A 24715-nucleotide genomic window follows, 5' to 3' on the forward strand; every position below is an offset into this window, starting at 1 on the left:
TCATCCTGTGCGACCCAAGGAACGAGACGAGCGATGCAGCCGCACGACTTCTGGCAGGAGATCCACCCGCCTCGGACCTTCGAGCGGTCGCCCTCCGACGGGCTTCGCGGGTTCTTCCCGGCCGAGTTCGCGGATGGGCGCCAACTGCGCCTCCCGATCCGCGAGCTGGCTGACGGAGATCACGCGCTGGCGTCGCTCATCATCAACCAGGCGGGCTTCGCGGTCGAGGAAGCCCTGTGCGCCGGCCTCGCCGAACTGGCCCGACCCTTCGACCCGGAGGTGGTGGTCGGACTGCCGACCCTGGGCCTGACTCTGGCGAGCGGCACCGCGAAGAGGCTGGGACACGCCCGCTACGTGCCGCTCGGGACCTCGCGCAAGTTCTGGTACCGCGAGGAGCTCTCCGTCCCGATGAGCTCCATCACGAGCCCCGAGCAGGTGAAGCGCCTCTATCTCGATCCGCGCATGCTGCCGCTGGTGGAAAACCGGCGCGTGCTGCTCGTGGACGACGTGATCAGCAGCGGCCGCTCCATCGTCGCCGCCCTGCGGCTGCTCGACGCCTGCGGCGTCCGACCCGTCGCCATCGGGGCGGCGATGCTGCAGACGAATGCGTGGCAGGAGCCGGTTTCGGCCGTCTATCCCGGAGCACGGGACCGGGTCGTGGGAGTGCTCCGGACACCGCGCCTGAAGCGGAACCCGGCCGGAGGCTGGACTCCCCAACAGGCCGACATCGATTTGCAAGTTTTTTGAGCAGAATGGCTGTAAGGTGGGCAGGGTCCCCGACGTGCGGGGCTTTCCAGAGGCCGTGGTTGTGTTAATGCGTGGACCCCACAGGGCGGTCAACGACCGCGTAAAGGGCATCGGCACCCTTTCCTTGGCCGTGAAACAGTGAACCCGGGAGACACTCAGATGACAGGGCGTTGGCAGAAACCTTTGGCGGGCATGGCGTTTGTTCTGACCGCGCTGGCCGGGGCCCCGGCCATGGCCCAGAACAAGACGCTGACGATCTCCTGGTGGGGCTTCAACGGTGACAAGCTGGAAGAAATCATTCTCAAGCCCTTCCGCGCCCAGTGCGGCTGCGAGCTGGTCTTCGAGACGGGCAACAACGCCGACCGCCTGAACAAGATCAAGATCCGCGGCGGCAGCGGCGTGGACGTCGTCTACCTGACCGACAGCTATTCGCAGCTCGGGATCCAGGAAGGACTGTTCCAGCCGGTCGACCGCTCGAAGATCCCCAACGTCAACGGCATCTACGATCTCGCCAAGGAGCCGCAGGGCAAATACGGCCCGGCCTACACCATCGGACGGGTCGGCATCATCTACGACAGCGCCAAGGTGTCGGCCCCGATCACGTCCTGGAACGACCTGTGGCGCGACGATCTCAAGCGCCGCGTTTCGCTGCCGGGCATCACCACCACGGCGGGCCCGATGACGGTTCTCGTCGCGGCCAACAAGGCCGGCGTCGATCCGTACAAGGACGAGAGCGCGGCCTTCAAGGCGCTCGAGCAGCTGAAGCCCAACGTGGTGAAGAACTACAATACGGGTTCGGAGCTCGTGAACCTGTTCTCCACCGGCGAGGTCTCGGTGGCCATGGCCCAGGACTTCACCCTGGCCCAGATCCAGGCCGCGGTCCCGACCGTGCGCTGGGCCGAGCTGAAGGAGGGCGACTACGCCACCCTGAACATGGTCAACATTGCCAAGGGAGCCGCGAACCCCGAACTGGCGCACCAGTTCATCAACTTCATCCTGGATCCCAAGATCCAGCAGACCCTGGCCGAGCGGGGCGTGGATGCTCCGGTGGCCACCGCCGTTCAGCTGAAGCCCGAGGAGGCCGCCCGCTGGACCTATGGCCAGAAGATGATCTCGTCGCTGAAGCGTCTCGACTACGAAAAGCTCAACGCGGCCAAGGGCGACTGGCTCGACGCCTGGAGCGAGGTCTTCGGGAAATAAACCGGCCATCATGACAGCAAGACGCTTCTGGCGCCGGAACGGCGCAACCGGGTGGGCGCTGACGGCGCCTGCCACGCTCGCCGTGGTGGCGTTCCTGATCGTGCCGATCGGGGCTGTGATCGCCGGCACCTTCATGGATCCCCGCGGGGTCTTCGCTCCCTACATTTCCTATTTCAACAGCGGCTTCCGCACGACCGTCCTGTTCCGGACGCTGCAGATCTCGGCCTTCACGACGGTCATCTCCCTGATCTTCGGCTTCATGACCGCCTATGTGGTGTCCCGCGCGCCGGGCAAGGTGAAGAGCCTGCTCATCGTGGCGGCCGTATTTCCCCTTCTGACCGGCGTCGTCGTCCGCGCCTTCGCCTGGCTCATCATCCTGGGCCGCAACGGGATCCTGAACCAGGCCCTTCTCGCGCTCGGCATCGTCAACGAACCGCTCGAGATGCTCTATACGCAGGGCGCCGTCATCGTCGGCATGGTCTATCTCTTCGTGCCGCTGATGGTCCTGTCCCTGGTGGGAGTCCTCGAGAACATCCCCAAGGATGTGCTGCAGGCCTCGTCGTCGCTCGGAGCCTCGCCCATGGCGACGTTCTGGCAGGTGCTGCTTCCCCTGGCTGTCCCGGGACTCATCGTCGGCGCCGTGCTGGTCTTCACCGGCAGCTTCACGGCCTACGCGACCCCGCAGCTTCTCGGCGGCGAACGCCAGACCGTTCTCGCCACGCTGCTGCAGCAGCGCGCCATGGTGTCGTTCGACTGGGTCGGGGCTTCGACCATCGCGGCCATCATGACGGTGATCACGATCTCCATCGTTCTCGCAATGAGCCACATCGCCCGCCGAATCAACCCCATGGCCACGTGATGTCCGACAGACCTCATCCCCTCCTGATCGTCGTCGCGGCGCTGGTCTATCTCTTCCTGATGGTGCCGCTCGTCATCGTGGTCGGCGCGGCCCTCAGCGACACGACGTACCTGACCTTTCCGCCGCAGGGGCTGTCTCTGCGGTGGTTCGAGAACATCTTCCAGATCAGTGCCTTCCGGCGAACGATCGTCACGAGCCTGCAGATCGCGTTCCTCGGGACGCTGATCGCGCTCCTGATCGGCATCCCGGCCGCCTATGCGCTCAACCGCTTCAGGGTCGAGCTGCCGAAATGGCTCGGCACCCTGTTCGTGCTGCCGATCCTCGTGCCCGAAATCGTGTTCGGCTTCGCCCTGCTGAAGTCGCTCACGGTCGGGACAGGGGCGCCGATTTTCCTGGCCCTTCTCATCGGCCACACGCTCATTGTCCTGCCCTACGTGGTGCGGGTGATCAGCGCGAGCCTCGCGTCCTTCGACTTCTCCATCGAGGAGGCGGCAATCAGCCTGGGCAGCGCTCCGGTGAAGACCTTCTTCACCATCGTTCTGCCGAATGTCCGGGGAGGGGTCATCGCGGCATTCATCCTCGCCTTCATCACCTCGCTCAACGACGTGTCGGTGTCGCTCTTCCTGACAGGACCGGGCATCAGCACCCTGCCCATCCAGATCCTCGCCCATGTGGAGCAGTTCTTCGATCCCACGGTCGCGTCCGTGTCCGTCCTTCTGATGGTCCTCACGGTCGCCGTGATGGCCATCGTGGAGCGGACCCTCGGCCTCACCTTTCTAGCGAAGTAGCTTTCCGTGACACAGCCTCTCCATCTCGAAGCCGTTTCCGCCCATTATGGAACGACCAGGGTTCTCGAAGACCTCTCGCTCTCTGTCCAGGCAGGCGAGCTCGTGTCCCTTCTGGGCGCCAGCGGCTGCGGCAAGACCACGACCCTGCGCCTGATCGCCGGGTTCCTGTCGCCCACCAGCGGGTCGATCACGCTCGGCGGCCGCGACCTGACCCGTCTGCCGACCCACAAGCGCGATATCGGCCTGGTCTTCCAGAATTACGCCCTGTTCCCGCACCTCTCGGTGCTCGACAACGTTGCCTTCGGGTTGAAGCAGCGCGGGATCGCCGCCGACGAGCGCCGCAGGCGAGCCATGGCGATGCTGGACCGCGTCGGGCTCTCTGTCCTGGCGGACCGCGCCCCCGGAGCGCTCTCCGGCGGCCAGAAGCAGCGCGTCGCCCTGGCCCGGGCTCTCGTCATCGAACCGCCGCTGCTGATGTTCGACGAGCCGCTCTCGAATCTCGATGCGAAGCTCCGGGTCGACATGCGCGTCGAGATCCGCCAGCTCCAGCGGGCCAACGGCACCACGTCGGTCTACGTCACGCACGACCAGGAGGAGGCGTTCTCGATCTCCGACCGTGTCGCCATCATGAACGCCGGACGTCTGATGCAGTTCGACCGGCCGGAGGTGCTCTACCGGCGCCCGGCCAATACCTTCGTGGCCCGCTTCGTCGGGTTCGAGAACGTCATCCCGTTCCAGGTGGTCGCGCGCGACGGCGACATGGTGACGGCCGAAACGGCCGGGATGAGGCTGGGGCTCTCGCAGAGCCTGTACGGGACCATTCCCGACACCTTCCTGCTCGCGACGCGCCCGGACGGCCTGACCGTTTCGTCCGATGCGGCTGCCGACGGCCTTCCGGCGCGGCTGGGCTTGCGGACCTATCTCGGTCGGGCCTACCAGTATCAATGCGAGACCGCGGCCGGCCATCTCGTGGCCAACGGCAGCCTCACGGCGCCCCTGCAGGCCGGAGCCCGGGTGAAGCTCGTGCCGGTTCCCGAGCAATGCACCATCCTGGCGGCCGGGGGAGACGAGTGATGGCGTCGATCCTCATCGCGAATGCGTGCCTGCTCCCCATCGACGAGACCATGAGCGTCATCGAGCCAGGATGGGTGCATGTCGAGGGGAGTACCATCCGGGCGCTCGGCTCCGGTGAGCCGCCGCCTATCGAAGGCGCCGAGATCGTGGACGTCGGCGGCGACGTGGTCATGCCCGGCATGGTCAATCCCCACGCGCATCTGGCCATGACGCTCTTCCGCGGCCTCGGCGAGGACGTGGACGACCGGCTGTTCCGCTATGTGCTCCCCATGGAGCGCAAGTTCGTGACGCCCGAGATGGTCCGCGTCGGCACCCTTCTCGGCGCGCTCGAATCCATCGAGGCGGGCGTCACCACCATCGCGGACATGTATTACTTCGAGACGGAGGTCGGCCGCGCTCTGGACCAGGCCGGGCTGCGGGGCGTCGTCGGCCAGACGCTCGCGACCTTCGATCCGCCCGATCACAGGACCGTCGATGAGGGCTTCGCGCTTGTCGAGGAGCTGGCGGCCGAGTTCTCCGGGCATGAGCGGATCGTTCCCTCCATTGCGCCGCACGCGCCATATTCGACCGATGTCGCCATCATGGCCCGCGTCGCCCGCTGGGCCGAGGCGCATCCCGGCGTTCCGGTGCAGCTCCATCTCGCCGAGATGGACAGCGAGATGGAATGGTGCCGCAAGAACCATGGGCTGCGGCCCGTCGCGGTGGTCGAGAAGGCGGGTCTTCTGCGTCCGGGGCTGATTGCGGCGCATTGCCTGCACGTCGATCCGTTCGAGATCGAGCGCATGGCGAAGGCGGATGTGCGCGTCGCCCACAACGCGCGCTCGAACGCGAAGGCGGGACGCGGCATCGCCCCCATCGAGGCCATGCGTGCGGCCGGCATCAAGGTCGGCATCGCCACGGACGGTCCGATGAGCGGCAACACCCTCGACCTGTTCAGCCAGTTCGGTCCGGTCTCCATGTTCCAGAAGCTGCTCGGTCACAGCCGTAAGCCCATGCCGGCCGCCCAGGTGATCCGCATGGCGACCCTGGAAGGCGCGCAGGTGCTCGGCCTCGACGGACGCATCGGCTCCCTCGCGCCCGGCAAGCAGGCGGACCTTATCCGCATCGATCTGTCCGCGCCGCGCCTGCAGCCGGTCTACGACATCTACGCCACGCTGGTGTTCTCCGCCATGCCGGTGGACGTGCAGGACGTGATGGTCGGCGGCCGCTGGATCATGCGCGGACGCCAGGTCGAGAGCCTGGAGCGCAAGAAGGTCCTGCGCGACGCAGGGCAGATCGCGGCCGCGTTCAAGGCCGAGATGGCCCGCATCGACGCGGCCGGATGAGGTCTACCAGACGACCGGGTGCGTCTGCCCGGTCGCCACGTTGACGAAGCCCTGCGGGGCGGCCTCGCAGGGCGCCACCAGGACCCAGCGCCAGGGCGCGCAGGTCAGGGTCGCGAACTGGAGTCGCTCCGGGAAGCCCGGGTACCAGCGCGGCGAGAATGTGGGCTCGTAGAGCCACTCGATCTCTTCCGCCGCCGCATAGAGCCGCTGCATCTCCGCATCGAGGTCCTCCGCGGAGCGCTGCGTCATCAGCCCGCCGATCTCATAGCGCACTTCGGCCAGGATTTTGCCGCCGCTCGCCAGAACCCAGCCGCCGCCGATCTCCGCCACCCGGTTCGCCACCATGGCCATGGCTTCGTCGGAGGAGCCGACGATCCAGAGATTGTGCTTGTCGTGCGCGACCGTGCAGCCGACCGCCGTGTCGGACGTCTTGGGTCCGCAGCCGAGCCAGAACATGCGCGAGATATGTGCCTCGCCCGAGAAGCGGTCGACGATGGAAAACTTCGTGACGTTCCGGCCCGGATCCCGCTGCACGGCGCCGTTCTCGACCGGGAGCTCCATGGTGATGAAATCGTCGTGCCAGTGGAACGGGCGCAGCAGGGCGGCCTGCATCGTGACCCGGCCCGGCGCTGCCGCAATGGCGAAATCTTTCGGTTCGATCCGGCGCTGGATGTTCACGGTCCGCGAAGCCCAGTCGGGCCAGTCGATGGCGGGCAGGGGGCCGAGATAGTCCGGTCCTTTGGACACCGGCTTGCCGTCTGCCCAGACCTCGGCGATGGATACCTTCGCGACGTCGTCGAGCAGCACGATGTCCGCGAAGCGGCCCGGCGCGATGCTGCCGACCCAGGGCGTCAGCCGCATGTGGCGGGCTGGGTTGATGGTCACGCACTGGATCGCGATGTCCGGGGACAGACCCGTCTCGATGGCGAGGCGGACATTGTGGTCCGTGGCGCCCATCCGCAGGGTGTCCGAGGCGCTGCGGTCGTCGGTCGCAAAGGCGATCTGCGACCAGTCGGAGAGGCCGCGCTGGAGGAGGCCGGAGATGATCTCCGGCATCGAATGCGGCCTGATCTCGATGAAGATGCCGTGGCGAAGCTTGTCCCACACCTCCTCGGCCGTCCAACCTTCGTGGTCCGAGGCAAGGCCCGCCGCCGCGAAGGCGTTGATGGAATTCAGATCACGCAGGCCTGCCCCATGGCCTTCCACGACGCCGCGTTTCTCGAAAGTGGCCTGGATCATGCCCCAGAGCCGCCGGTGCGAGGGATTGTCCGGGTTCCAGACGGCCGGCCAGTCCATGACCTCGTCAAGGCCCGCCACCATGAGGCTCTCTTTCAGGAATCCTGCCTGCTCGTCGTAGCCGTAATGGCCGCCGCCCCATTCATAGGCGGTCGGCGGAACGGCCGATCCCGGCAGCGGGAAGATCTTCATCGGCGAGCCGTGACGCCGGGCGGTCAACCAGAATTCGAGGTTGTGAGGCCCGTCCACGTTCGAGAATTCGTGGCTCGCCTCGCAGGTCCACGTGTTGCCGCGCGGCAGGACGAGCGCGGCCTCGTATTCCGGCGTGAGGTGCGAGCTCTCGATATGCTTGTGCACCTCGCCGAAGCCGGGAACCGCAGCAAGACCGCGCCGATCCACCCGAGCCTCGGCCGCACCGGGGAAGGTGCCCGCCGGCCCGGTCCAGGCGATGCGGCGGCCACGGATGGCGATCTCCTGATCGTCGAGCCAGGTGCGGGTATGGACGTCGAGCAGGCGCCCGACGCGCAGCAGCAGGTCGGCAGGTCTCTTGCCCAGGGCGACCAGAACCAGATCCTGTCTTATCGCCACCTCATCCGCGGCATTCACGAGACGATCGTCGGGGAGCGAGGCTGAAGGGTTCACGGGGCACCTGTGGCTATGGTCAAATCCCGTCCGGTGTCGGATAAGCGATCGAACGGACTCACAGCAAGGTTTCTAGCCCCATCATGCCCGACGCAAAACCCCGGCGGATCGTCATCGACACGGACCCGGGCATCGACGATGCCATCGGGATCCTGCTTGCTCTCGCCTCATCCGAGTTCTCGATTACCGGCCTGACGACGGTCGCCGGGAACATCGGCATCGAAACGACGACCCGCAACGCCGGCCGTCTGCTCGCCTTCGCCGGCCGGGAGGATATCCCGGTCGTTCGGGGGGAAGCGGCGCCGCTCTCGCGGCCGGGACCCGAACCGTTGAACCTCCATGGCGAGAACGGGATCGGCGGCGTCGCTCTGCCCGATCCCGGCCGACAGCCCGAGAGCCGGCCTGCCGTCCCATGGCTCGCGGATCTCCTGCTCGATCAGCCCGCCGGCACCATCGAGATTCTCGCTCTCGGGCCGCTCACGAACTTGGCCCGGGTGTTCCTGCACCATCCCGATGCGGCCCGGCGGATCGGCGGGATCATCGCCATGGGGGGCGTGATCCATGAGACCGGCAATGTCGGCCCGCGGTCCGAGTTCAATCTCTGGGCCGATCCCGAGGCCGCCGAGGTGGTCGTGTCGTCGGGATTGCCCCTGGTGCTGGTGCCGCTCGACGTCACCCGGCGGGTGCGAGCGTCACGGGAGTTCGCGCTGGCCTTGCGGGCGGCCGGAACGCCTCTGGCCGTCATGGTGGCCGATCTCGTCGAATCCTATTTCGAGACGAAGACGCATCAGGAGAGCCGTCCGCTGCATGACCCCTGCGTGATGCTCTTCGCCTTGGCGCCTGAGCTCTTCCGCCTCGAGGATCTGCACCTGGTCGTCAACACCGGATCAACCGGGGAGGCGGGGGCGTTGACCGTGGACGCCAGGGGGAGTGCGGTTCGGGTCGCCACCGGCGTCGACGGACCGGCGGTCCTCGATCTTCTCGCCAGGACCTTGACTGCCGCCTGACGCATGATGCGCCGTAGGCGGGACTCGGAGAGCACGATGCAGAATGAACCGCCCAAGCCCGAACTGGACGAGGAGACCATCGCGTTCGCCCAGCGGGTGTTCCAGCATGCGAGAGCCGGACAGGCGCAGGAACTCGGCGAATTGCTGCGCATGGGCCTGCCGCCGAACCTGCGCAACGAGAAGGGGGATTCGCTGCTGATGCTGGCGAGCTACCACGGCCATGTGGACGCGGTGCGGGTGCTCCTTGCGCAGGGGGCGGATCCGGACCTCGCGAACGATCGTGGCCAGACGCCGCTCGCCGGTGCCGCCTTCAAGGGCGATATGGCCACGGTCCAATGCCTGCTGGACGGCGGTGCGGATGCCAACGGTCGCAGCGAAGGCGGCAAGACCCCGCTCATGGTCGCCGCCATGTTCAATCGGACCGAAATCGTCGATGCGCTTCTCGCGCGGGGAGCGGTTCTCGATGCGCAGGACGCGGGCGGCCTCACGGCCGAAGCGCTGGCCGGTGCCATGGGAGCCGCCGACACCGCGGATCAACTCTCCAGGGCAGCGCGCCAGTCCCGAGATTAGAGCATTTTTCGGCGAAGTGGATCCGGTTCACCGTCAAAGAATGCGTTGAGAGCATCGGACCCAAAAGTGGACTTGCACTTTTGGGATCCATCCGATGCTCTATGCTCTATCCGACGGCTTATGGGCCGTCAGGAGCCCGTAGCGCATCGATCCAGTGCGATAGGCGAGCCAGATCCGGGGAAGGCTCAAGGCGAAGACGCGGTTCTTCGAGCGCGCATCGAGCAGGTAGCGCCTGTAATCCGGTCGGGTCAGGAGCTTCGTCGCCACCCGGCCGGCGCAGAGCGACCAGGTGCGCCTCACCCTCCGGCTGAGATCCTCGAACCCATCCATGTCGAACCCGGCCTTTTCGGCCCAGGCGCGATACTCCGCTTCCGTGCCCATGCCGGGCAGCCGGCCCTCGCGGCAGATCGGTTCGAGCAGAAGACGCTCCTCCCAGGACCGCGACCGGTCCCGGGCGAGCCAGGCATAGATTGCAAGCCGGCCCCCGGGTTTCAGGGTTCGGTACGCCTCATCGAAGAACCGCTGCTTGTCCGGCATGTGCTCGGAGCTTTCGATCGCGATGACATGGTCGAACGCGCCGTCCTCGAACGTGTTCGCGAGCCAGTCCTGCCGCAGAAAACGGAGGCGCGGTGAGCCGACGACACGCTGGTCCGCGCGCCCGATCTGGGCGGCCGACAGGGTCACCCCGGTGACCCGGACACCATGATGGCGGGCAAGCCATTCGGCCGTCGCGCCGTAACCGCAGCCGACGTCGCAGACGTGCTGTCCGTGCACGAGCGCCAAGGCGTCGGCAAGATGCGCGATCAGGGCTTCGACCGCCCCGTCCGGCGTCTCGCGGCCTGTCGTCCACAGCCCATGATGCACGTGCTCGCCCCAGATGTCGCGGTAGAACCGGTCGAGCTCGTCGTAATGCTCGGCGACGGCTGCGGAGGATTGCGGCTCCCGAGGGATGATCATGGGGGCGCCAAAGCGCGGGCCACGGCGGCCTCCTGCACCCGCGTCAGGGACGTGACATAGCGCATGGCATCAGGCCAGATCCGGCTCACATGAAACACCGCGTGCCGGCCCGCCTCATGGCGCACGGTGCGGTTCAGCGCCGAGGCCAGCCGGATCGAGCGCCCGATGTCGGATCGGACCCGATGATGAAAGATCGAGCTGGCCGTGCCATGGGAGAGATAGGTCGCGGCGGCCAGGCACCCGCTGTGCAGCGCAATCGACATGCCTTCTCCGGTAAACGAGGGAATGACCCCGACCTGGTCGCCCAGGCGATACAAGCCCTGCGGCTCGCGGGCATCGGGGGCATGGAGAAAGCCATAGGGGATCTGGAAGATCGACGACGGGCGCGGGAAGAGCGGTTGCGCGTCCTGCAGGCGCTCGGTCAAGGGCGGGCACTCGTCCGCCATGTGGGCGATGAGCGCATCCCACCGCCTCCCGAGTTCGTCGAACCGTTGGCGGGACACGACGAGGCAGAGATTGGCGATGTCCTTCTCGATCATCTGAAGCCCGGCATATCCGCCGGAGAAGAGAATGACGTCGACGCAGCCCTGGAGCGCCCGCTGCTGGCTCTTGGCCAATCGGTAATGCAGCTTGAAGCCGATGAGATCGCCCATGGTGTTCGCCGTCGGCCGCTTCACGCCTCTCACGTCGTGTTTGCCCGACGCCAGGAAGACTGTGTCCGCCTGGATCGGGCGGCTGGCGGCAAGCGCGAACCGCGCCGTGGTCCGGTCGAACGAGATGGACCTGACAGGCTCGTTTCGGACGATTCGGGCGCCTCGGGAGCGCGCCTGAACCAGCAGGGCCTCGTCTAGGACCTTTCGGGACAATCCTCTGGCCACGAAAGGCAGGGAGACCTCCGTCGCGCCGCGCTTGCGGACGAGGCGCAGGCGCGAGATCCGGCTTGCTCCGAGGCCATCGAGATCGATGCCGAGACGGGACAGATAGGTCTGCGCCTCGATGCTCAGAAACTCGCCGCAGACCTTGTGCCGGGGCTGCGCATCGCGCTCGAGCAGAAGAACGGAACGTCCCGCGTCGGCCAGGATGCAGGCCGCCGACGCGCCGGCCAGTCCGCCGCCGACAATCACGATCTCCTCGTGCCATCCGCCGCTCATTTCAACCGGCTCACGCAGAGACGGAAGGAGGGATACCACCGGATCCGGGCCGTCCCGGGTCCGAGACCGGCGGCAGCCAGGATCCGCTCCCAATCGTCCCGACGGAAGCTTCGGGCGATCGAGATCGGCCCGTCGTGCCGGACGAAGCGGTGCCAGCGCGCCGCCCAGGAGAGCGCGCGAAAGAAATGGAACGGGATCGGATGGCGGTAGAGATCGGCGATGAACCAGCCGCGCGCGGCGGTCCGCTCCATCCAGCGCACGAAGCCCGCGACCTCCTGGTCCGACATGTGATGGGTCGTCTGCGAGCAGATGATGAAATCGATGGGGCGTTCGGGCTGGAAATCGAACACGTTTCCTGTCCGGAAGTCGATGGGAACGCCGGCGGGGGTCGCAGCGCGCGCAATCGGCTCGCTCATGGGGTTGAGATCGACGCCGATCAGGTCCACGGGGTGGCCGCGGCGCCGGCTCCAGGAATGGATCCGCCGCAGCAGGTCCCCGTATCCATAGCCGACGTCCAGGATCGTCACGCGGTCGCTGGGGTTCAGGTGACGGGTGGCACGGTCGAGCCATTTCAGGACAGGTCCGTGGGTCATGGTCACCACATTGACGGCCGCCAGATCCTTCAGGCAGGCGCGGTAATCGTCGAGGCTGACAGGCTCCGTGTCCATCCACTCGGTCTCGGGGCTGCGCTGGGCGAAACTCCGGCTCATGGAGGCCTCTATCCGGCGAGGGTGAAGCGGAACGTCTCGGCCGCCAGTCCCGGTCCGAAGGCCATGCCGAAACCGTTCGAGCTCGGGGGAGCACCCTGCATGATCCGGCCCAGGACGAACATCAGCGTGGCCGAGGACATGTTGCCGAAGTCCCGCAGCACGCCGCGGGACCAGCGCAGGGCGTCCGGGGAGAGATCGAGGCCCTGTTCGACCGCGTCGAGGATCGTTCGCCCGCCGGCGTGGACGGCCCAAAGATCGAATTTGTCCTTGCGCTGACCGCGCAGGATGCCGCCCTCGTCGTTGCGGGTGGCCTCGTGGCGCAGCGCCTTGGCAATCTGCTGCGGGACCTCTCCGGACAGGCTCATCTCGAACCCGGCATCGCCGATCCGCCAGGTGATCAGGTTGCGGGTGTCGGGGATCGTCGCGACGCGGAAATCCTTGAGCGCGATGCCTTGCGGATCCGCCGACACGAGGCTGGCCGCGCACCCATCGCCGAAGAGCAGGGCGCTGAGGATCACCTCAAGGTCGGACGTCTCCTGAAGGTGGAGCGTGCAGAGCTCCAGATTGACCACCAGGACCCTTGCCTCCGGCTCGGACCGGACGATGTGATGGGCCACCTTCAGGGCATTCACGGCAGCCGCGCAGCCCATGAATCCCACCATGGTCCGCTCGATCGAGGGGTTGAGCCCCAAGCGCTCCATGATCTGCTGATCGAGCCCCGGTGCGGTGAAGCCGGTGCAGGATGCCACCACCATGTGGGTGAGAGAGGATAGGTCCTCGTTCAGCTCGAGCGCCTCGACGGCCTGCTGGGCGAGATCGACGGCATGGGTCTCGAAACGCTGCATCCGGGCGCCGGTCCCGGCAAACGCGCCGGGCCGGAAAAAGCCCTCCCGGTCGGCTGCCGCCTCGAGGTTCTCGCTCGGAGACAGGGTGGAGTAGCGATGTTCGATGCCCGACCGCTGAACCATGCGGCGGAAGATCAGCTTGTTTTTCCGGTCGGGGAGAAACTGGTCCACGAAGCCGATGAAGGTCTGATGGACGTCATGCTGCGGGACGGCAGTGCCGATCCGGTTGATATACGCGCCTGCCAAGGAAACCACCTGTCAACCTCGGCCCTGGCCCGGACGTCGAGCGATCAGAGCCCTTCAGGTGAAGAATAGGGCGTTGCCGGGTGGAGAAAACGACGGTTGGCGCACAAGTCGCACCCGGCCTCAGCCCTGCGCAGGTGGCGCAGCCGTTCCGGCCGGGACAGCCTCGGCCGGGGTATCCGTCCGGGGCTGCCCGCGCTTGAGGGTCTGCTCCCGGGCGAAGATGAACAATCCGGCCGCCACGACGATGAAGATGCCGACCAGGGCCAGGGCGTCGGGCCATTCGTCGAAGAACAGCGCCCCGATCGCCAGAGCCCAGAGGATCTGGCTGTACTGGGCCGCTCCCAGCCGGTCGGCCGGAGCGTACAGGGTCGCGATGATGAACAGCGCCTGCGCGACGAAGGCTGTCGCCGCGAAGGACAGCAGCAGGACCCACTGCTGGGCGGTGGGCCAGGCAAAGCCCGGGATCATCAGAAGTCCCGCCAGAACGGTCGTGGCCAGAAAGACCGTTCCGATCAGGGTGAAGCGCTTCTCGGTATGACCGATCATCCGGCCGGTGATGACCCCGCCGGCGGCGCACAGAGCCGTGGCGAGCGCGGCCAGATGGCCCGGGAGAAACTCCTTGAATCCCGGCCGGACGATGATCAGCACGCCGATGAAGGCCGCGCAGACCGCGAGACCCCGGCGCCACCGGACATGCTCCTTGAGCACGAAGATGGAGAGCACGGTGACGAGGCTCGGCATGAGGAACAGGAGCGCGAACGCTTCCGCGAAGGGCAGACTCCGGAACGCCATGACGCTGAACGGAGTGGTCGCGGCGATCAGGAAGACCCTGAGCCCCATGAGCCATGGCCGGTTCCAGCGCACCAGATCGACGATCCTGTCACCGCTCTTCATGAAGACGGGCGACAGGAGAAGGGGGATGAGATAGCCGAAGAACGTCACTTCGAAGGGATCGAGCCCATGCCCGATCTCCTTCACGACGGCATCGCCCCAGGCGAAGACGGCAAAGGCAAGGAAAGCGAGAAGAATACCTTTGACCATGATGGGACAATCCCGCGGGACGGCGGCAATGAGGCACGGAGGACGGAGCCGTCGTGCGGCGCATCCGGACGAGCTGGCAGGATAGAGAACTTATCTCGGCATGACGAGGCGCGGGCGCTTGCGCTCCACCACCACGACCTTCGGCCCGTCGCTGCGCTCGGGCATGATCATGCGTTCGGGCATCCGCTCGGGACGACGCGGCTGGGCCGGGGTCTTCAGCACCACAGGGCGGACTTCGTCCTGCGGCAGCCCCATCAGCTGCGCGGCGATCTCGACCTGGCTGTCGATGTCGTCCGTCAGGCCCTGGGCGGCGACGATCGCCTCCTCGAGGACCGGAGGTTCGACCCGGGTGACGCGCCGATGCCGGCTCTCGGACGATTTCTTCTTGGCAAGCATTGGGTTTCTCCTGCGCAGACCCCTTAACCCATTGAACTTCCGATTGCGTAATGCGCGATTGAGACGGCAGGGCTGCATCCAACGCAAGCGAAGCCAGTTCCTGCCGCTGCTGTTGAACGCTACCCGGACAAACTTGATCCATGACCCGCCACGAAAAAGCCCAAAGCGGACGTCCGGCCCATTCGGCCGTCGCGAGGACGAGAGGCTGGCGCTATCCTGAGCGGACCGAGTCGATCCAAGCCTGAGCGGACCTTGCCGGGACTCGACCGGGCGGCTCGGGTCGTTCATTGGTGAGTCAGGGCGCTGCCTGTTCCACGCGATCGGCGGACCAGGTCCCGCGCAGCGTTTTTCGGGTACAAGGCCCAGCTCTCAACGAAAGGCATCGCCGTGTTCACAGCCAAGATTCTCCTTCTCGGATCCGGCGAACTCGGAAAGGAGTTCGTGATCTCGACCAAGCGTTACGGTTGCCACGTGGTCGCCTGCGACAGCTATGCGAACGCGCCGGCCATGCAGGTGGCGGACGAGACGGAAGTCTTCTCCATGCTCGATCCCGACGCCCTCAGGGCTGCCATCGAGAAGCACAGGCCGGATTTCATCGTCCCGGAGATCGAGGCGATCCGCACGGAGGTTCTGCAGGAATTCGAGGCCGAGGGCTTGACCGTCGTGCCCTCGGCCCGGGCCGCCTCGCTGACCATGAACCGGGACCGGATCCGGGAGCTCGCCGCCACCGAACTCGGCCTGCGCACGTCCAGGTACCATTATGCCGAGAGCCTGGAGGAGGTGAAGGCCGGGGTCGAGCACACGGGTCTGCCCTGCGTGATCAAGCCGGTCATGTCCTCGTCCGGCAAGGGGCAGAGCACGGTGCGCACGGCCGATCAGCTCGAGCAGGCCTGGAACGACGCGGTGGCGAACATGCGCGGGGACCGGAAGAAGGTCATCGTCGAGGAATTTGTGGCCTTCGAGTACGAGATCACCCTGCTGACGATCCGATCCCGCGAGGGCGTTTCCTTCTGCGAGCCCATCGGCCATCGCCAGGAACGGGGAGACTACCAGGAGTCCTGGCAGCCGACCCCCATGACCGACACGCTCCTCGGCGACGCCAGGGAGATGGCCAGGAAGGTGGTGGACAACCTGGGCGGCTACGGGATCTTCGGGGTCGAGTTCTTCGTGACCCGCGACGAGGTGATTTTCTCCGAGCTTTCGCCGCGGCCGCACGATACCGGGCTCGTGACGCTCCTGTCCCAAAACCTGTCGGAGTTCGACCTGCATGCCCGCGCGGTCCTTGGACTGCCGATCCCGCCGGTCCGGCTGCATGGCCCCACGGCGTCGGCGGTGATTCTGGCCGACCGGGAGGCCGAGCGCTTCACCATCGGGGGATTGCGTGAGGCTCTCGCTCTGGCGACACCCGATGCCGACGTGGAGGTGCGCCTTTTCGGAAAGCCGACCACCCGCAAGCATCGCCGCATGGGCGTCGCCCTGGCGTCGGGCCGCACCGTCGAGGACGCCCGCGAGCGGGCGCGCGAGGCGGCGGCGCGGGTCCAGATCAAGTATGGCGGGTGAGCCGGGCCGATGACGCCTCGCTCCGGGGCGCTCCGGAAGGTCCGAGTGTCGGATCGGTCACAGTTGCCGGGAGAGTGTCGCATCCTATGGTACTTGGCCGGGAGGCACCTACATACCGTTCAGCTCTGTCAGACAATGAACCAGGGGGCTGGCGGCTGACCAGCATTGCGATTGAAGACGATCGATTTCGAAGCGCTGTTCAGTGCCTCTCCCAACCCCTACGTGCTGGTGGACCCGTCGCTCACCATCGTCGGGATGAACGACGCCTACCTTCAGGTCACGATGCGCCGGCGGGAGGATCTGGTCGGACGCAACATGTTCGAGGCGTTTCCCAGCGATCCGGACTCCGCCAGCCACCGCCGGCTGCGGAGTTCGTTCGACAGGGTCATCCGGGACCGGGCGGCGGACCATCTGCCGCTCATCGAATACGCCATCCCGTTGCCGAACGGACAGGGCTTCGAAGAGCGCTTCTGGAGCGCGACCCACACGCCGCTCTTGAACCAGAAGGGCGAGGTGGCCTTCGTTCTCCAGCATACGGTCGACGTCACCGAGCTTCATCGGCTGAGGAGCCTGGCGAAGAGCACGGTCCTGCCGTCCGGCCCGTCCGCTCTGATCGAGACGGACATGTTCCGAAGGGCGCAGGCCGTCCAGGAGGCGAACCAGGCTCTGAGCGAGGAACGCCAGCACCTGCGGGGATTGTTCCAGCAGGCGCCGGGATTCATGGCCGCTCTCAGCGGACCGGATCACATCTTCACCATGGCCAATGCGGCCTATCTCCAGCTGGTCGGTCGTGAGAACATCCTTGGAAAGCCGGTCCGGGAAGCGCTTCCGGAGGTGGTGGGGCAGGGCTTCATCGATCTGCTCGATCGCGTCTATCGCGGGGGGCAGCCCTTCGTCGGCCGAAGCATTCGAATCGTCCTGAAGCAGAGCCCTGACGCGGTTCAGGAAGAAAGGTTCCTGGATTTTGTCTACCAGCCGATCTTCGGGCCGGACGGGCAGGTCTCGGGCATCTTCGTCCAGGGGCACGACGTCACCGAGACCCGTCAGGCCGAAGAGGCTCTCAGGGCCGAGACGCGGAATCTGGCCATCCTCAACCGGACCGGGGCGTCGATCGCCGCGGAGCTTGATCTCGATCGCGTCGTCCAGATCGTCACGGATGCGGGCGTGGCGCTGACCGATGCGCAGTTCGGGGCCTTCTTCTACAATGTCCTGGACGAGAAGGGCGAGAGCTACATGCTCTACGCCCTGTCCGGCGTGGAGCGCGAGGCGTTCGCCGGGTTCCCGATGCCCAGGGCGACGGCCGTGTTCCAGCCGACCTTCCAGGGCGAGGGGATCATCCGTTCCAACGATATTCTCCGGGATCCGCGCTACGGGCGGAACGGCCCCCATCGGGGAATGCCTGAGGGACATCTGCCGGTTCGCAGCTATCTGGCGGTGCCGGTCACGTCCCGCTCGGGCGATGTCCTCGGCGGGCTGTTCTTCGGCCATCCCCAGCCGGGCATGTTCAGGCAGGAACATGAGGTCCTGCTCGCCGGCATCGCCGGGCAGGCGGCCGTCGCGATCGACAATGCCCGCCTGTTCCAGGCCGCCCAGCGGGAGCTGGAGGAGCGGCGCCGGGTCGAAATCGCCTTGAGGGAAAGCGAGGAGCGCTTCCGGGCCATCGCCAATTCGATCGATCAGCTGATCTGGGCGACCCGGCCGGACGGCTTCCACGATTACTACAATCAACGCTGGTACGAATATACGGGCGTCCCGGAGGGCTCCACGGATGGCGAGGCCTGGAACGGCATGTTCCATCCGGACGATCAGGAGCGCGCCTGGGGCGTCTGGCGTCACTGCCTTGAGACCGGAGAGCCCTACCACATCGAGTACCGGCTTCGTCATCGCTCCGGGGAATACCGCTGGGTCCTCGGGCGGGCGCAGCCGGTTCGTGACGAGGAAGGGCGGATCAGACGCTGGTTCGGCACCTGCACCGATATCCATGATCTGAAACAGGCCCAGGTCGCGCTCCGGGAGAGCCGGGAGCGCGCGCTGCGGACCGAGGAGGAAACCCGCAGGCTGGCCGCCATCCTGGCGGACCGGGTGGCGGAGCTCGATGCGGCCAACGAGGAGATCCAGCGCTTTGCCTATATCGTGAGCCACGACCTGCGGGCACCGCTCGTCAACGTAATGGGCTTCACGAGCGAGCTCGAAGGGGCCCAGGCGGAGATCGAGCGGTTCTACCGGAATGTCGGCCAGGCCGATCCAGGCCTGATCGCGGCCGAGACCCGAGCAGCCATCGAGGAGGACCTGCCCGAAGCCATCGGATTCATCCGGTCCTCGACCGTCAAGATGGACAAGCTGATCGGCGCGATCCTGAAACTGTCCCGGGAGGGTCGCCGGGTTCTGGCCCCCGAGCCCATCGACATGGCCCGACTGCTCGAGGGCCAGCGAGGCAGCGTCGCGCACCAGCTGCACGAACGGGGCGCCGAGCTGCGGATCGAAGCGATCCCCGATCTCACCAGCGACCGGCTCGCCGTCGAGCAGATCTTCGGAAATCTGATCGACAACGCCGTTAAATACCTGCATCCGTCACGCCCGGGCCGTATCGTCATCCGAGGCTGGGAGCGCGGTTCCGATGTCCTCTATGAAATCGAGGACAACGGGCGGGGGATCGATCCGAAGGATTTCGAGAGGATCTTCGATCTGTTCCGGCGTTCCGGGGTGCAGGATCAGCAGGGTGAGGGAATCGGGCTTGCGCACGTGCGCGCTCTCGTGCGAAGGCTCGGAGGCACGATCTCCGTATCGTCCCGGCCAGGGGAGGGCTCGACCTTCACCGTTGCCCTGCCAAGATATGCCAGTCTGAACTCGGAAGCCGCCTGATGCCTCAGCAAAATCCTGTCACCATCATCATGGTCGAGGACGATGAGGGACATGCCCGCCTGATCGAGAAGAACATTCGTCGGGCGGGGGTCTGCAACGAATTGCGCACCTTCGCGAGCGGAACTGCGGCCCTGGAGCATCTCTTCAGCGAGGAAGTGCGCAATGCCGGTCCCTTCCTGGTGCTGCTGGATCTCAACCTGCCGGACATGAACGGGGTCGACATTCTCGCCCGGTTGAAGGGCGATGAGAAGCTCAGGCGCGCACCCGTGGTGGTGCTCACGACTACGGACGATCAGCGCGAGGTGCAGCGTTGTTACGACCTGGGCGCCAACGTCTACATCACCAAGCCTGTTGAATACGAGTCGTTCTCCCAGGCCATCCGCCAGCTCGGGCTCTTTCTGTCAGTGATTCAGGTGCCCGAATCCCTATGAGCGAGGGAGAGACCCAAAGCCCACCCGTCCGCCTGCTGTATATCGACGATGATCACGGCCTCGGCCGCCTCGTCGAACGGACCCTGTCGCGCCACGGATTCGAGGTCAGGCACGCCCTGAGCGGCGACGAGGGGCTGAACCGGCTCGCCGCCGAGCGGTTCGACGTGGTCGCGCTCGACCACTTCATGCCCGGCAAGGAGGGACTCGAGGTCCTCTCCGACATTCAAGCCATGCCGAACCCTCCTCCCGTCGTGTATGTGACCGGAGCCGACGAGGGCAGGATTGCGGTCGCGGCCCTGAAGGCGGGGGCGGCCGACTACGTCATCAAAGATGTCGGCGGGGTCTTCCTCGATCTGCTGCGGACGGCAGCCGAGCAGGCCCTCGCGGCCGAAAGGCTCCGCCGGGAAAAGGAAGTGGCCGAAAGAGAAATGCGCGAGGCGCGGGAGCGGGCCGAGATGCTTCTCCGCGAGGTCAACCATCGCGTGGCGAACAGCCTCCAGCTCGTTGCGGCCCTCGTGGCCATGCAGCAGCGGGCCCTGAGCCGCGACACCATCGCCCGAGATACCCTGACCGAAACCCAGAGCCGCATCACGGCCATCGCCCAGATCCACCGGCGCCTGTACACGTCGAACGACGTGCGGTTCGTCGAGATGGACACCTACCTGCAGGGTCTGGTGGAGGAACTCGAGGGGGCCATGCGGGCGGCCGGGCGGGAGCATACGATCACCCTGAGCGCCCAGCCGACCTCGGTTCCGACCGACAAGGCGGTGTCCCTGGGCGTGATCGTCACCGAACTCGTCACGAACGCCTTCAAATATGCCTATCCGAACGGCGCCACGGGGGACATCCGCGTCGCCCTGTCGTCGTCGGGAGGGAAGGCGGTGCTCGTCGTCGAAGATGACGGGATCGGGTGGAAGGGCACCGGTGTCGTCCAGGGGAGCGGCCTCGGCACGAAGATCGTGAAGGCCATGGCGTCCAACCTGCAATCCGCCATCGAGTTCGATCAGAGCCATGCCGGGACCCGGGCGGTCCTGTCCTTCGCGATCTGAGTTCGAAAGGGCGAGATCCGAGCGCACCGTGCGAAAAAGTGGACCCGGTTTTTCGCGTCGAACGGTGCGCCGGCCAAGAGGGGAGCATTGGACAATCGGGATCACCGGGACGAGCCCGGTGATGACGTGGAGGGTTGTATGAGGCGGTGCGAACACCCTCCCCACGTCATGGTCGGCCTTGTGCCGGCCATCCCGATGCGGAAAAGCGCCGCGCCTCGAACAATCGGGATCACCGGGACAAGCCCGGTGATGACGGGGTGGTGGACCGGCCGAGCGATCAAGACAGGGTCCCGAACGGTGCGCCAGCCAAGAGGGGAGCATCGTGCGGACCCGGAGGGCCGACGCCCGCGAGACCTATCGTGGCTGGTTCTTCTTCGAGGCGCCGGCGCTGAAGCGTGCCCGGATCTCTCCGACGATGATGTTCAGTTCCCGTTGCAGGCGGTTGAGGCGCGACAGGAGTTCGCCGTCCTGCATGCCTGTCGGGCTCGGGCGCGATTCGCCGTTCGGAGCAGGTTGCGTCATGCTGCGCAACTCCTCCAGGGTGGTCGGGCCGATATTGGGCACGGTGAGCCACTGGGCATCTGAGATGCTGGCAACCTCGCGGATGGTGGGACACCTCCCATGGAATTCCGCCAGAATTGCTCCCCGGACCCGTCCGGAGCATTTCTCGATTGGAAATGGATCGTCCAAACCCATCTCACGCCCTCGCACACCAACCAGTGGAATCCCGTCAATCAACGCCCGAACCGCCTTAGAACTTAGCTTTTAGGACACTTCATGCGTACCGATTATATGACGAAAAGAGCAGACGACCTTAAGGGGATGGCTGCATGCGTTAGGAGTAGCCAAATTGGTATCGGGGCCGTCCTGGTCGATTTTGGGCCGATGCCGATACCCTAACGGCTAAGCCTGATCGTCGAACGGGGACGGGGTCCGAGGCTGCGAAACATCGCTGGCGCGGGCTTTCCCATCGGCTATGGGGGCCGCGTCATCCGATATTCTGGAGATCGTTCCGGCACATATTCATTATTAGCCGGCAACCTGATTGCGGTGGCGACGATTGGTCGGTAAGTAACAGGATCGTGCCGCGTCTCCCGGATTCAGAGGACTGAATGTCTGCAACTTCCGTCATGATCCACCTGTTCGGTGAGATTGCCCTGCTTCTGTGGGGTATCAACATGGTCAACAGCGGGGTTCAGCGGGCGTTCGGCAGCGATTTGCGATGGATCCTCGGAGTGGCACTGCGGACACGGCTTCAGGCCTTTCTGGCCGGCCTCGGGGTGACGACCGTCCTACAAAGCAGCACAGCCACGGCCCTCATGGTGGCGTCCTTCACCGCAGGCGGGGCCGTCGACGTCGTTCCTGCCCTGGCCGTGATGCTCGGCGCGAATGTGGGGACGACGCTGATCGTCCAGGTGCTGTCCTTCGACGTGTCTCTGATTTTTCCCGCCCTGATCTTTGGCGGCTTCGTAGCCTACCGCAGGGGGAGGACGAGCCGGATCAAGGATTTGGGGCGAGTGACCATCGGTCTCGGCCTGATGCTGCTGTCGCTGCACCTCCTGGGTGAAACGATAAGGCCGATCGAATCGTCGAAGGTGATCAAGGATCTTCTGGCCGTCATAGCCCCGGATCCCTTGATCCTGGTGCTCCTGTCCGCGTTGTTTGCCTGGCTCGCCCATTCCAGCGTCGCGGCGCTGCTGTTCATCATGTCGCTTGCCGGCGCCGGCGTCATCGACGCTCATTCGGCGCTGGTCATGGTCCTGGGAGCCAACCTCGGCAGCTCTCTCAATCCTCTTCTGGAGGGTGCGGGGGGCGATCCCGCCAAGTTGCGGGTGCCCTTCGGCAACTTCGCCATGCGGGCTGTCGGATGCCTCGCGGCCTTGCCGCTGATCGACCCGATCCTCGCGGCCATGGCGGTGTTCGACCCGAACCCGGCCCGGCTGGCGGCGAATTTCCATACGCTTTTCAACGTCGTCGTGGCGGCGATCTTCATCGTGCCTCTGCCCTGGATCGCGGACCTCCTGCTCAGGACCTTTCCGGAGAAGCTCCGCGCCTCCGATCCGGGCACGCCGCAATATCTCGACACAGACGCCCTCGACACGCCATCGGTCGCCCTCTCCAATGCCGCCCGCGAGGTCCTGCGCATGGTCGATACGGTGGAGTCGATGCTGCGCAGTTCCCAGGATCTCTTCCGCCTGGACGATATCAGCCGGGTCGACCAGGTCAGCCGCACGGACGATGTGCTCGACCGGCTCTTCAGCGCCATTCGCCGCTATCTGAGCTCGATCAACCACGAGGCCCTGAGCGAGGCGGAGGCGAAACGTCTTTCCGACATTCTCGCCTTCGCGATCAATCTGGAACACGTGGGCGACATCATCGACAAGAACCTGATGGAGCTGGCGGCAAAGCGCATCAAGAACCATCTCCGCCTTCCGAAGGACAGCCTGGACGACATCACCGGCATGCATGGGAAGCTGCTGGAGCATCTGCAGCTCGCGGCATCCGTTCTGATGTTCCAGGACCTCGGCTCCGCCCGCAGGCTTGTCTCCGAGAAGGAGCGCTTCCGGGATCTCGAGCGTGCGGTCGCCCAGAAACACCTCGAACAGCTTCGGTCCGGCAGGACGGCCGGCGACACCAGCGCGCTTCAGCTCGACATCGTTCGCGATCTCAAACGAATCGAAGCGCATATCGCGTCGACCGGGCACTCGCTCCTCGAACAGAGCGGGGAGCTCAAGCCGAGCCGCCTGACGTCGTGACCTCCGATCTACTTCTGGTCTCTCAGAGCGCGCCAGTCCATGTAGCGGGCGGGCTCAGGCAAGCCAATGTCGCGCCGCTCGTGATCGGACAGAGCGCCGAGGTCCCAGATCACGGGTCCTGTTCTCCGGGAAACGGGCCGGAACCAGAGCTTCAGGCGCAGCCAAGCGCCCTCGACGCCGCGGAGGCGGCGGGCATCGTCGTATCTCATGACAGCTACCTTGCTTGTTCGTCAGGGCGCCAGCGCCCTCGGTGATGAGATCGAGGATGCGCCTGTCGCAGGATCTTGACAAAGCAAATGCCAATAGGCTGGCATAAGTCAGCCTTATGGATCGACATGTCTAAGCTGCCGTCAAAACTCCCTCCCATGAGCGCCGTCAGAGTCTTCGAGGCGGCCGCCCGCCATCAGAGCTTTACCCGTGCGGCCGAGGAACTCGGCATGACGCAGGCGGCCGTGAGCTACCAGATCAAGCTTCTCGAGGATCGGGTCGGGGCTCCGCTGTTCATCCGCTTGCCCCGGCAGGTGACCCTGACGGCCAAGGGGCGGCAGCTCGCTCCTGCCGTAACGGAAGCTTTCGAGGCCCTGCGAAACGCATTCGCGGGCGTGGAGGAGATGGTGCAGACGGTGCTGTCGATCACCACCCTGTCGACATTCGCGTCCAACTGGCTGGTGCCCCGTCTCGGACGCTTCCGGCAGCTCCACCCCAATATCGCGGTTCAGGTCTCCGTCTCGACCGAGATCATCGAGTTCGCTCACAGCGAGTTCGACATCGGAATCAGGAGCGGTACGGGAGATTGGCCCGGGCTCGAAGCGCATGTTCTTTTCCCGAACCAGTTCATGCCCGTATGCAGCCCCGCACTGGTCCGGGACGTTGAACTGCGCGACCCGGTCGACCTTCTCAGCCTTCCGCTCATTTCGCCCAGCGACCCGTGGTGGCGGGATTGGTTCTCCGCGGCCGGGGTGCCGAACGTCGATCTCTCCCGGCATCCCGACAATTCGCTCGGCGTCCAGCAGTTCGAGGGCATGGCGGCGATCGCCGGTCAGGGCGTCGCGCTCATCAATCCCTTCTTCTTTCCCGAGGATCTGGCGTCCGGACGGCTCGTGAAGCCCTTCGACCTGATGGCCACCACGGACCGGAGCTACTGGCTCGTCTACCCGAAGGCGCGCAGGCGCTCCGCGAAGATCGAGGCTTTCCGCGACTGGGTGTTGAGCGAAGTGGCCGGCGACAGCGAGAGGACTTCTCCCGCGCCTTGAACGGAAACCG

Annotated in this window: 23 protein-coding genes; 14 read left to right on the top strand and 9 right to left on the bottom strand. The window is 65.7% G+C overall.

Annotated features, from left to right (window positions below):
• Positions 1 to 33: 33 nt before the first annotated feature.
• From NF876_RS10220 to NF876_RS10245, 6 genes are all read left to right on the top strand, one after another.
• On the top strand, positions 34 to 747 hold the full coding sequence (locus NF876_RS10220) for a phosphoribosyltransferase (RefSeq protein ID WP_262268693.1): 714 nt from the start codon (positions 34 to 36) through the stop codon (positions 745 to 747).
• Positions 748 to 906: 159 nt separating this feature from the next.
• A complete protein-coding gene (locus tag NF876_RS10225; protein WP_262268694.1) occupies positions 907 to 1947 on the top strand; it encodes an ABC transporter substrate-binding protein in 1041 nt (346 codons plus the stop codon).
• 10 nt (positions 1948 to 1957) lie between these two features.
• A complete protein-coding gene (locus tag NF876_RS10230; protein ID WP_262268695.1) occupies positions 1958 to 2806 on the top strand; it encodes an ABC transporter permease in 849 nt (282 codons plus the stop codon).
• Positions 2803 to 3594, top strand: a complete 792-nt coding sequence (locus tag NF876_RS10235; RefSeq protein WP_262268696.1) for an ABC transporter permease — start codon at positions 2803 to 2805, stop codon at positions 3592 to 3594. The genes NF876_RS10230 and NF876_RS10235 overlap by 4 nt, the downstream gene beginning before the upstream one ends.
• A 6-nt stretch (positions 3595 to 3600) precedes the next feature.
• Entirely contained in the window at positions 3601 to 4668 is a 1068-nt protein-coding gene (locus NF876_RS10240; RefSeq protein WP_262268697.1) for an ABC transporter ATP-binding protein, read from the top strand.
• Positions 4668 to 5993 carry an amidohydrolase family protein gene (locus NF876_RS10245; protein ID WP_262268698.1) on the top strand — a complete coding sequence of 442 codons (1326 nt, stop codon included), beginning with the start codon at positions 4668 to 4670 and terminating at the stop codon, positions 5991 to 5993. The genes NF876_RS10240 and NF876_RS10245 overlap by 1 nt, the downstream gene beginning before the upstream one ends.
• A 3-nt stretch (positions 5994 to 5996) precedes the next feature.
• Here NF876_RS10245 and NF876_RS10250 read toward each other — a convergent pair whose 3' ends face one another.
• Positions 5997 to 7871: an adenine deaminase gene (locus NF876_RS10250; protein WP_262268699.1), complete on the bottom strand. Its 1875-nt coding sequence runs from the start codon at positions 7869 to 7871 to the stop codon at positions 5997 to 5999.
• Positions 7872 to 7954: 83 nt separating this feature from the next.
• On the opposite strand from NF876_RS10250, the gene NF876_RS10255 reads away from it, so the two are divergent.
• Together NF876_RS10255 and NF876_RS10260 are read left to right on the top strand one after the other, a co-directional pair.
• Entirely contained in the window at positions 7955 to 8878 is a 924-nt protein-coding gene (locus NF876_RS10255) for a nucleoside hydrolase (protein WP_262268700.1), read from the top strand.
• Between the two features lie 36 nt (positions 8879 to 8914).
• On the top strand, positions 8915 to 9448 hold the full coding sequence (locus NF876_RS10260) for an ankyrin repeat domain-containing protein (RefSeq protein WP_262268701.1): 534 nt from the start codon (positions 8915 to 8917) through the stop codon (positions 9446 to 9448).
• A 99-nt stretch (positions 9449 to 9547) separates the two neighbouring features.
• Here NF876_RS10260 and NF876_RS10265 read toward each other — a convergent pair whose 3' ends face one another.
• From NF876_RS10265 to NF876_RS10290, 6 genes are all read right to left on the bottom strand, one after another.
• Entirely contained in the window at positions 9548 to 10405 is an 858-nt protein-coding gene (locus tag NF876_RS10265; RefSeq protein WP_262268702.1) for an SAM-dependent methyltransferase, read from the bottom strand.
• A complete protein-coding gene (locus NF876_RS10270) occupies positions 10402 to 11556 on the bottom strand; it encodes an NAD(P)/FAD-dependent oxidoreductase (protein WP_262268703.1) in 1155 nt (384 codons plus the stop codon). The genes NF876_RS10265 and NF876_RS10270 overlap by 4 nt, the downstream gene beginning before the upstream one ends.
• A complete protein-coding gene (locus tag NF876_RS10275; protein ID WP_262268704.1) occupies positions 11553 to 12266 on the bottom strand; it encodes a methyltransferase domain-containing protein in 714 nt (237 codons plus the stop codon). The genes NF876_RS10270 and NF876_RS10275 overlap by 4 nt, the downstream gene beginning before the upstream one ends.
• Before the next feature lie 8 nt (positions 12267 to 12274).
• Positions 12275 to 13366, bottom strand: a complete 1092-nt coding sequence (locus NF876_RS10280; protein ID WP_262268705.1) for a type III polyketide synthase — start codon at positions 13364 to 13366, stop codon at positions 12275 to 12277.
• Between the two features lie 111 nt (positions 13367 to 13477).
• Positions 13478 to 14398, bottom strand: coding sequence for a DMT family transporter (locus tag NF876_RS10285; RefSeq protein ID WP_262268706.1), 921 nt, complete (start codon positions 14396 to 14398; stop codon positions 13478 to 13480).
• A gap of 90 nt (positions 14399 to 14488) precedes the next feature.
• Entirely contained in the window at positions 14489 to 14794 is a 306-nt protein-coding gene (locus tag NF876_RS10290; RefSeq protein ID WP_262268707.1) for a hypothetical protein, read from the bottom strand.
• Between the two features lie 387 nt (positions 14795 to 15181).
• Here NF876_RS10290 and purT point away from each other — a divergent pair, with 387 nt between their 5' ends.
• The 4 genes from purT (at position 15182) to NF876_RS10310 (ending at position 20696) form a co-directional block, all read left to right on the top strand.
• On the top strand, positions 15182 to 16354 hold the full coding sequence (purT, locus tag NF876_RS10295) for a formate-dependent phosphoribosylglycinamide formyltransferase (RefSeq protein ID WP_262268708.1): 1173 nt from the start codon (positions 15182 to 15184) through the stop codon (positions 16352 to 16354).
• A gap of 171 nt (positions 16355 to 16525) precedes the next feature.
• Positions 16526 to 19216: a PAS domain-containing protein gene (locus tag NF876_RS10300; RefSeq protein WP_262268709.1), complete on the top strand. Its 2691-nt coding sequence runs from the start codon at positions 16526 to 16528 to the stop codon at positions 19214 to 19216.
• A complete protein-coding gene (locus NF876_RS10305; RefSeq protein ID WP_262268710.1) occupies positions 19216 to 19647 on the top strand; it encodes a response regulator in 432 nt (143 codons plus the stop codon). Before NF876_RS10300 ends, NF876_RS10305 begins: the two co-directional genes overlap by 1 nt.
• Positions 19644 to 20696, top strand: coding sequence for a sensor histidine kinase (locus tag NF876_RS10310; RefSeq protein ID WP_262268711.1), 1053 nt, complete (start codon positions 19644 to 19646; stop codon positions 20694 to 20696). Before NF876_RS10305 ends, NF876_RS10310 begins: the two co-directional genes overlap by 4 nt.
• 354 nt (positions 20697 to 21050) lie before the next feature.
• Here NF876_RS10310 and NF876_RS10315 read toward each other — a convergent pair whose 3' ends face one another.
• Positions 21051 to 21392: a hypothetical protein gene (locus NF876_RS10315; RefSeq protein ID WP_262268712.1), complete on the bottom strand. Its 342-nt coding sequence runs from the start codon at positions 21390 to 21392 to the stop codon at positions 21051 to 21053.
• Between the two features lie 416 nt (positions 21393 to 21808).
• On the opposite strand from NF876_RS10315, the gene NF876_RS10320 reads away from it, so the two are divergent.
• Positions 21809 to 23452: a Na/Pi cotransporter family protein gene (locus tag NF876_RS10320; protein ID WP_262268713.1), complete on the top strand. Its 1644-nt coding sequence runs from the start codon at positions 21809 to 21811 to the stop codon at positions 23450 to 23452.
• A gap of 8 nt (positions 23453 to 23460) precedes the next feature.
• Here the strand turns inward: NF876_RS10320 and NF876_RS10325 are convergent, their stop codons facing one another.
• Entirely contained in the window at positions 23461 to 23661 is a 201-nt protein-coding gene (locus NF876_RS10325; protein WP_262268714.1) for a hypothetical protein, read from the bottom strand.
• Positions 23662 to 23787: 126 nt separating this feature from the next.
• On the opposite strand from NF876_RS10325, the gene gcvA reads away from it, so the two are divergent.
• Entirely contained in the window at positions 23788 to 24705 is a 918-nt protein-coding gene (gene gcvA, locus NF876_RS10330; RefSeq protein ID WP_262268715.1) for a transcriptional regulator GcvA, read from the top strand.
• The last annotated feature ends 10 nt before the right edge of the window (positions 24706 to 24715 follow it).

This window comes from Microvirga yunnanensis (assembly GCF_025460875.1).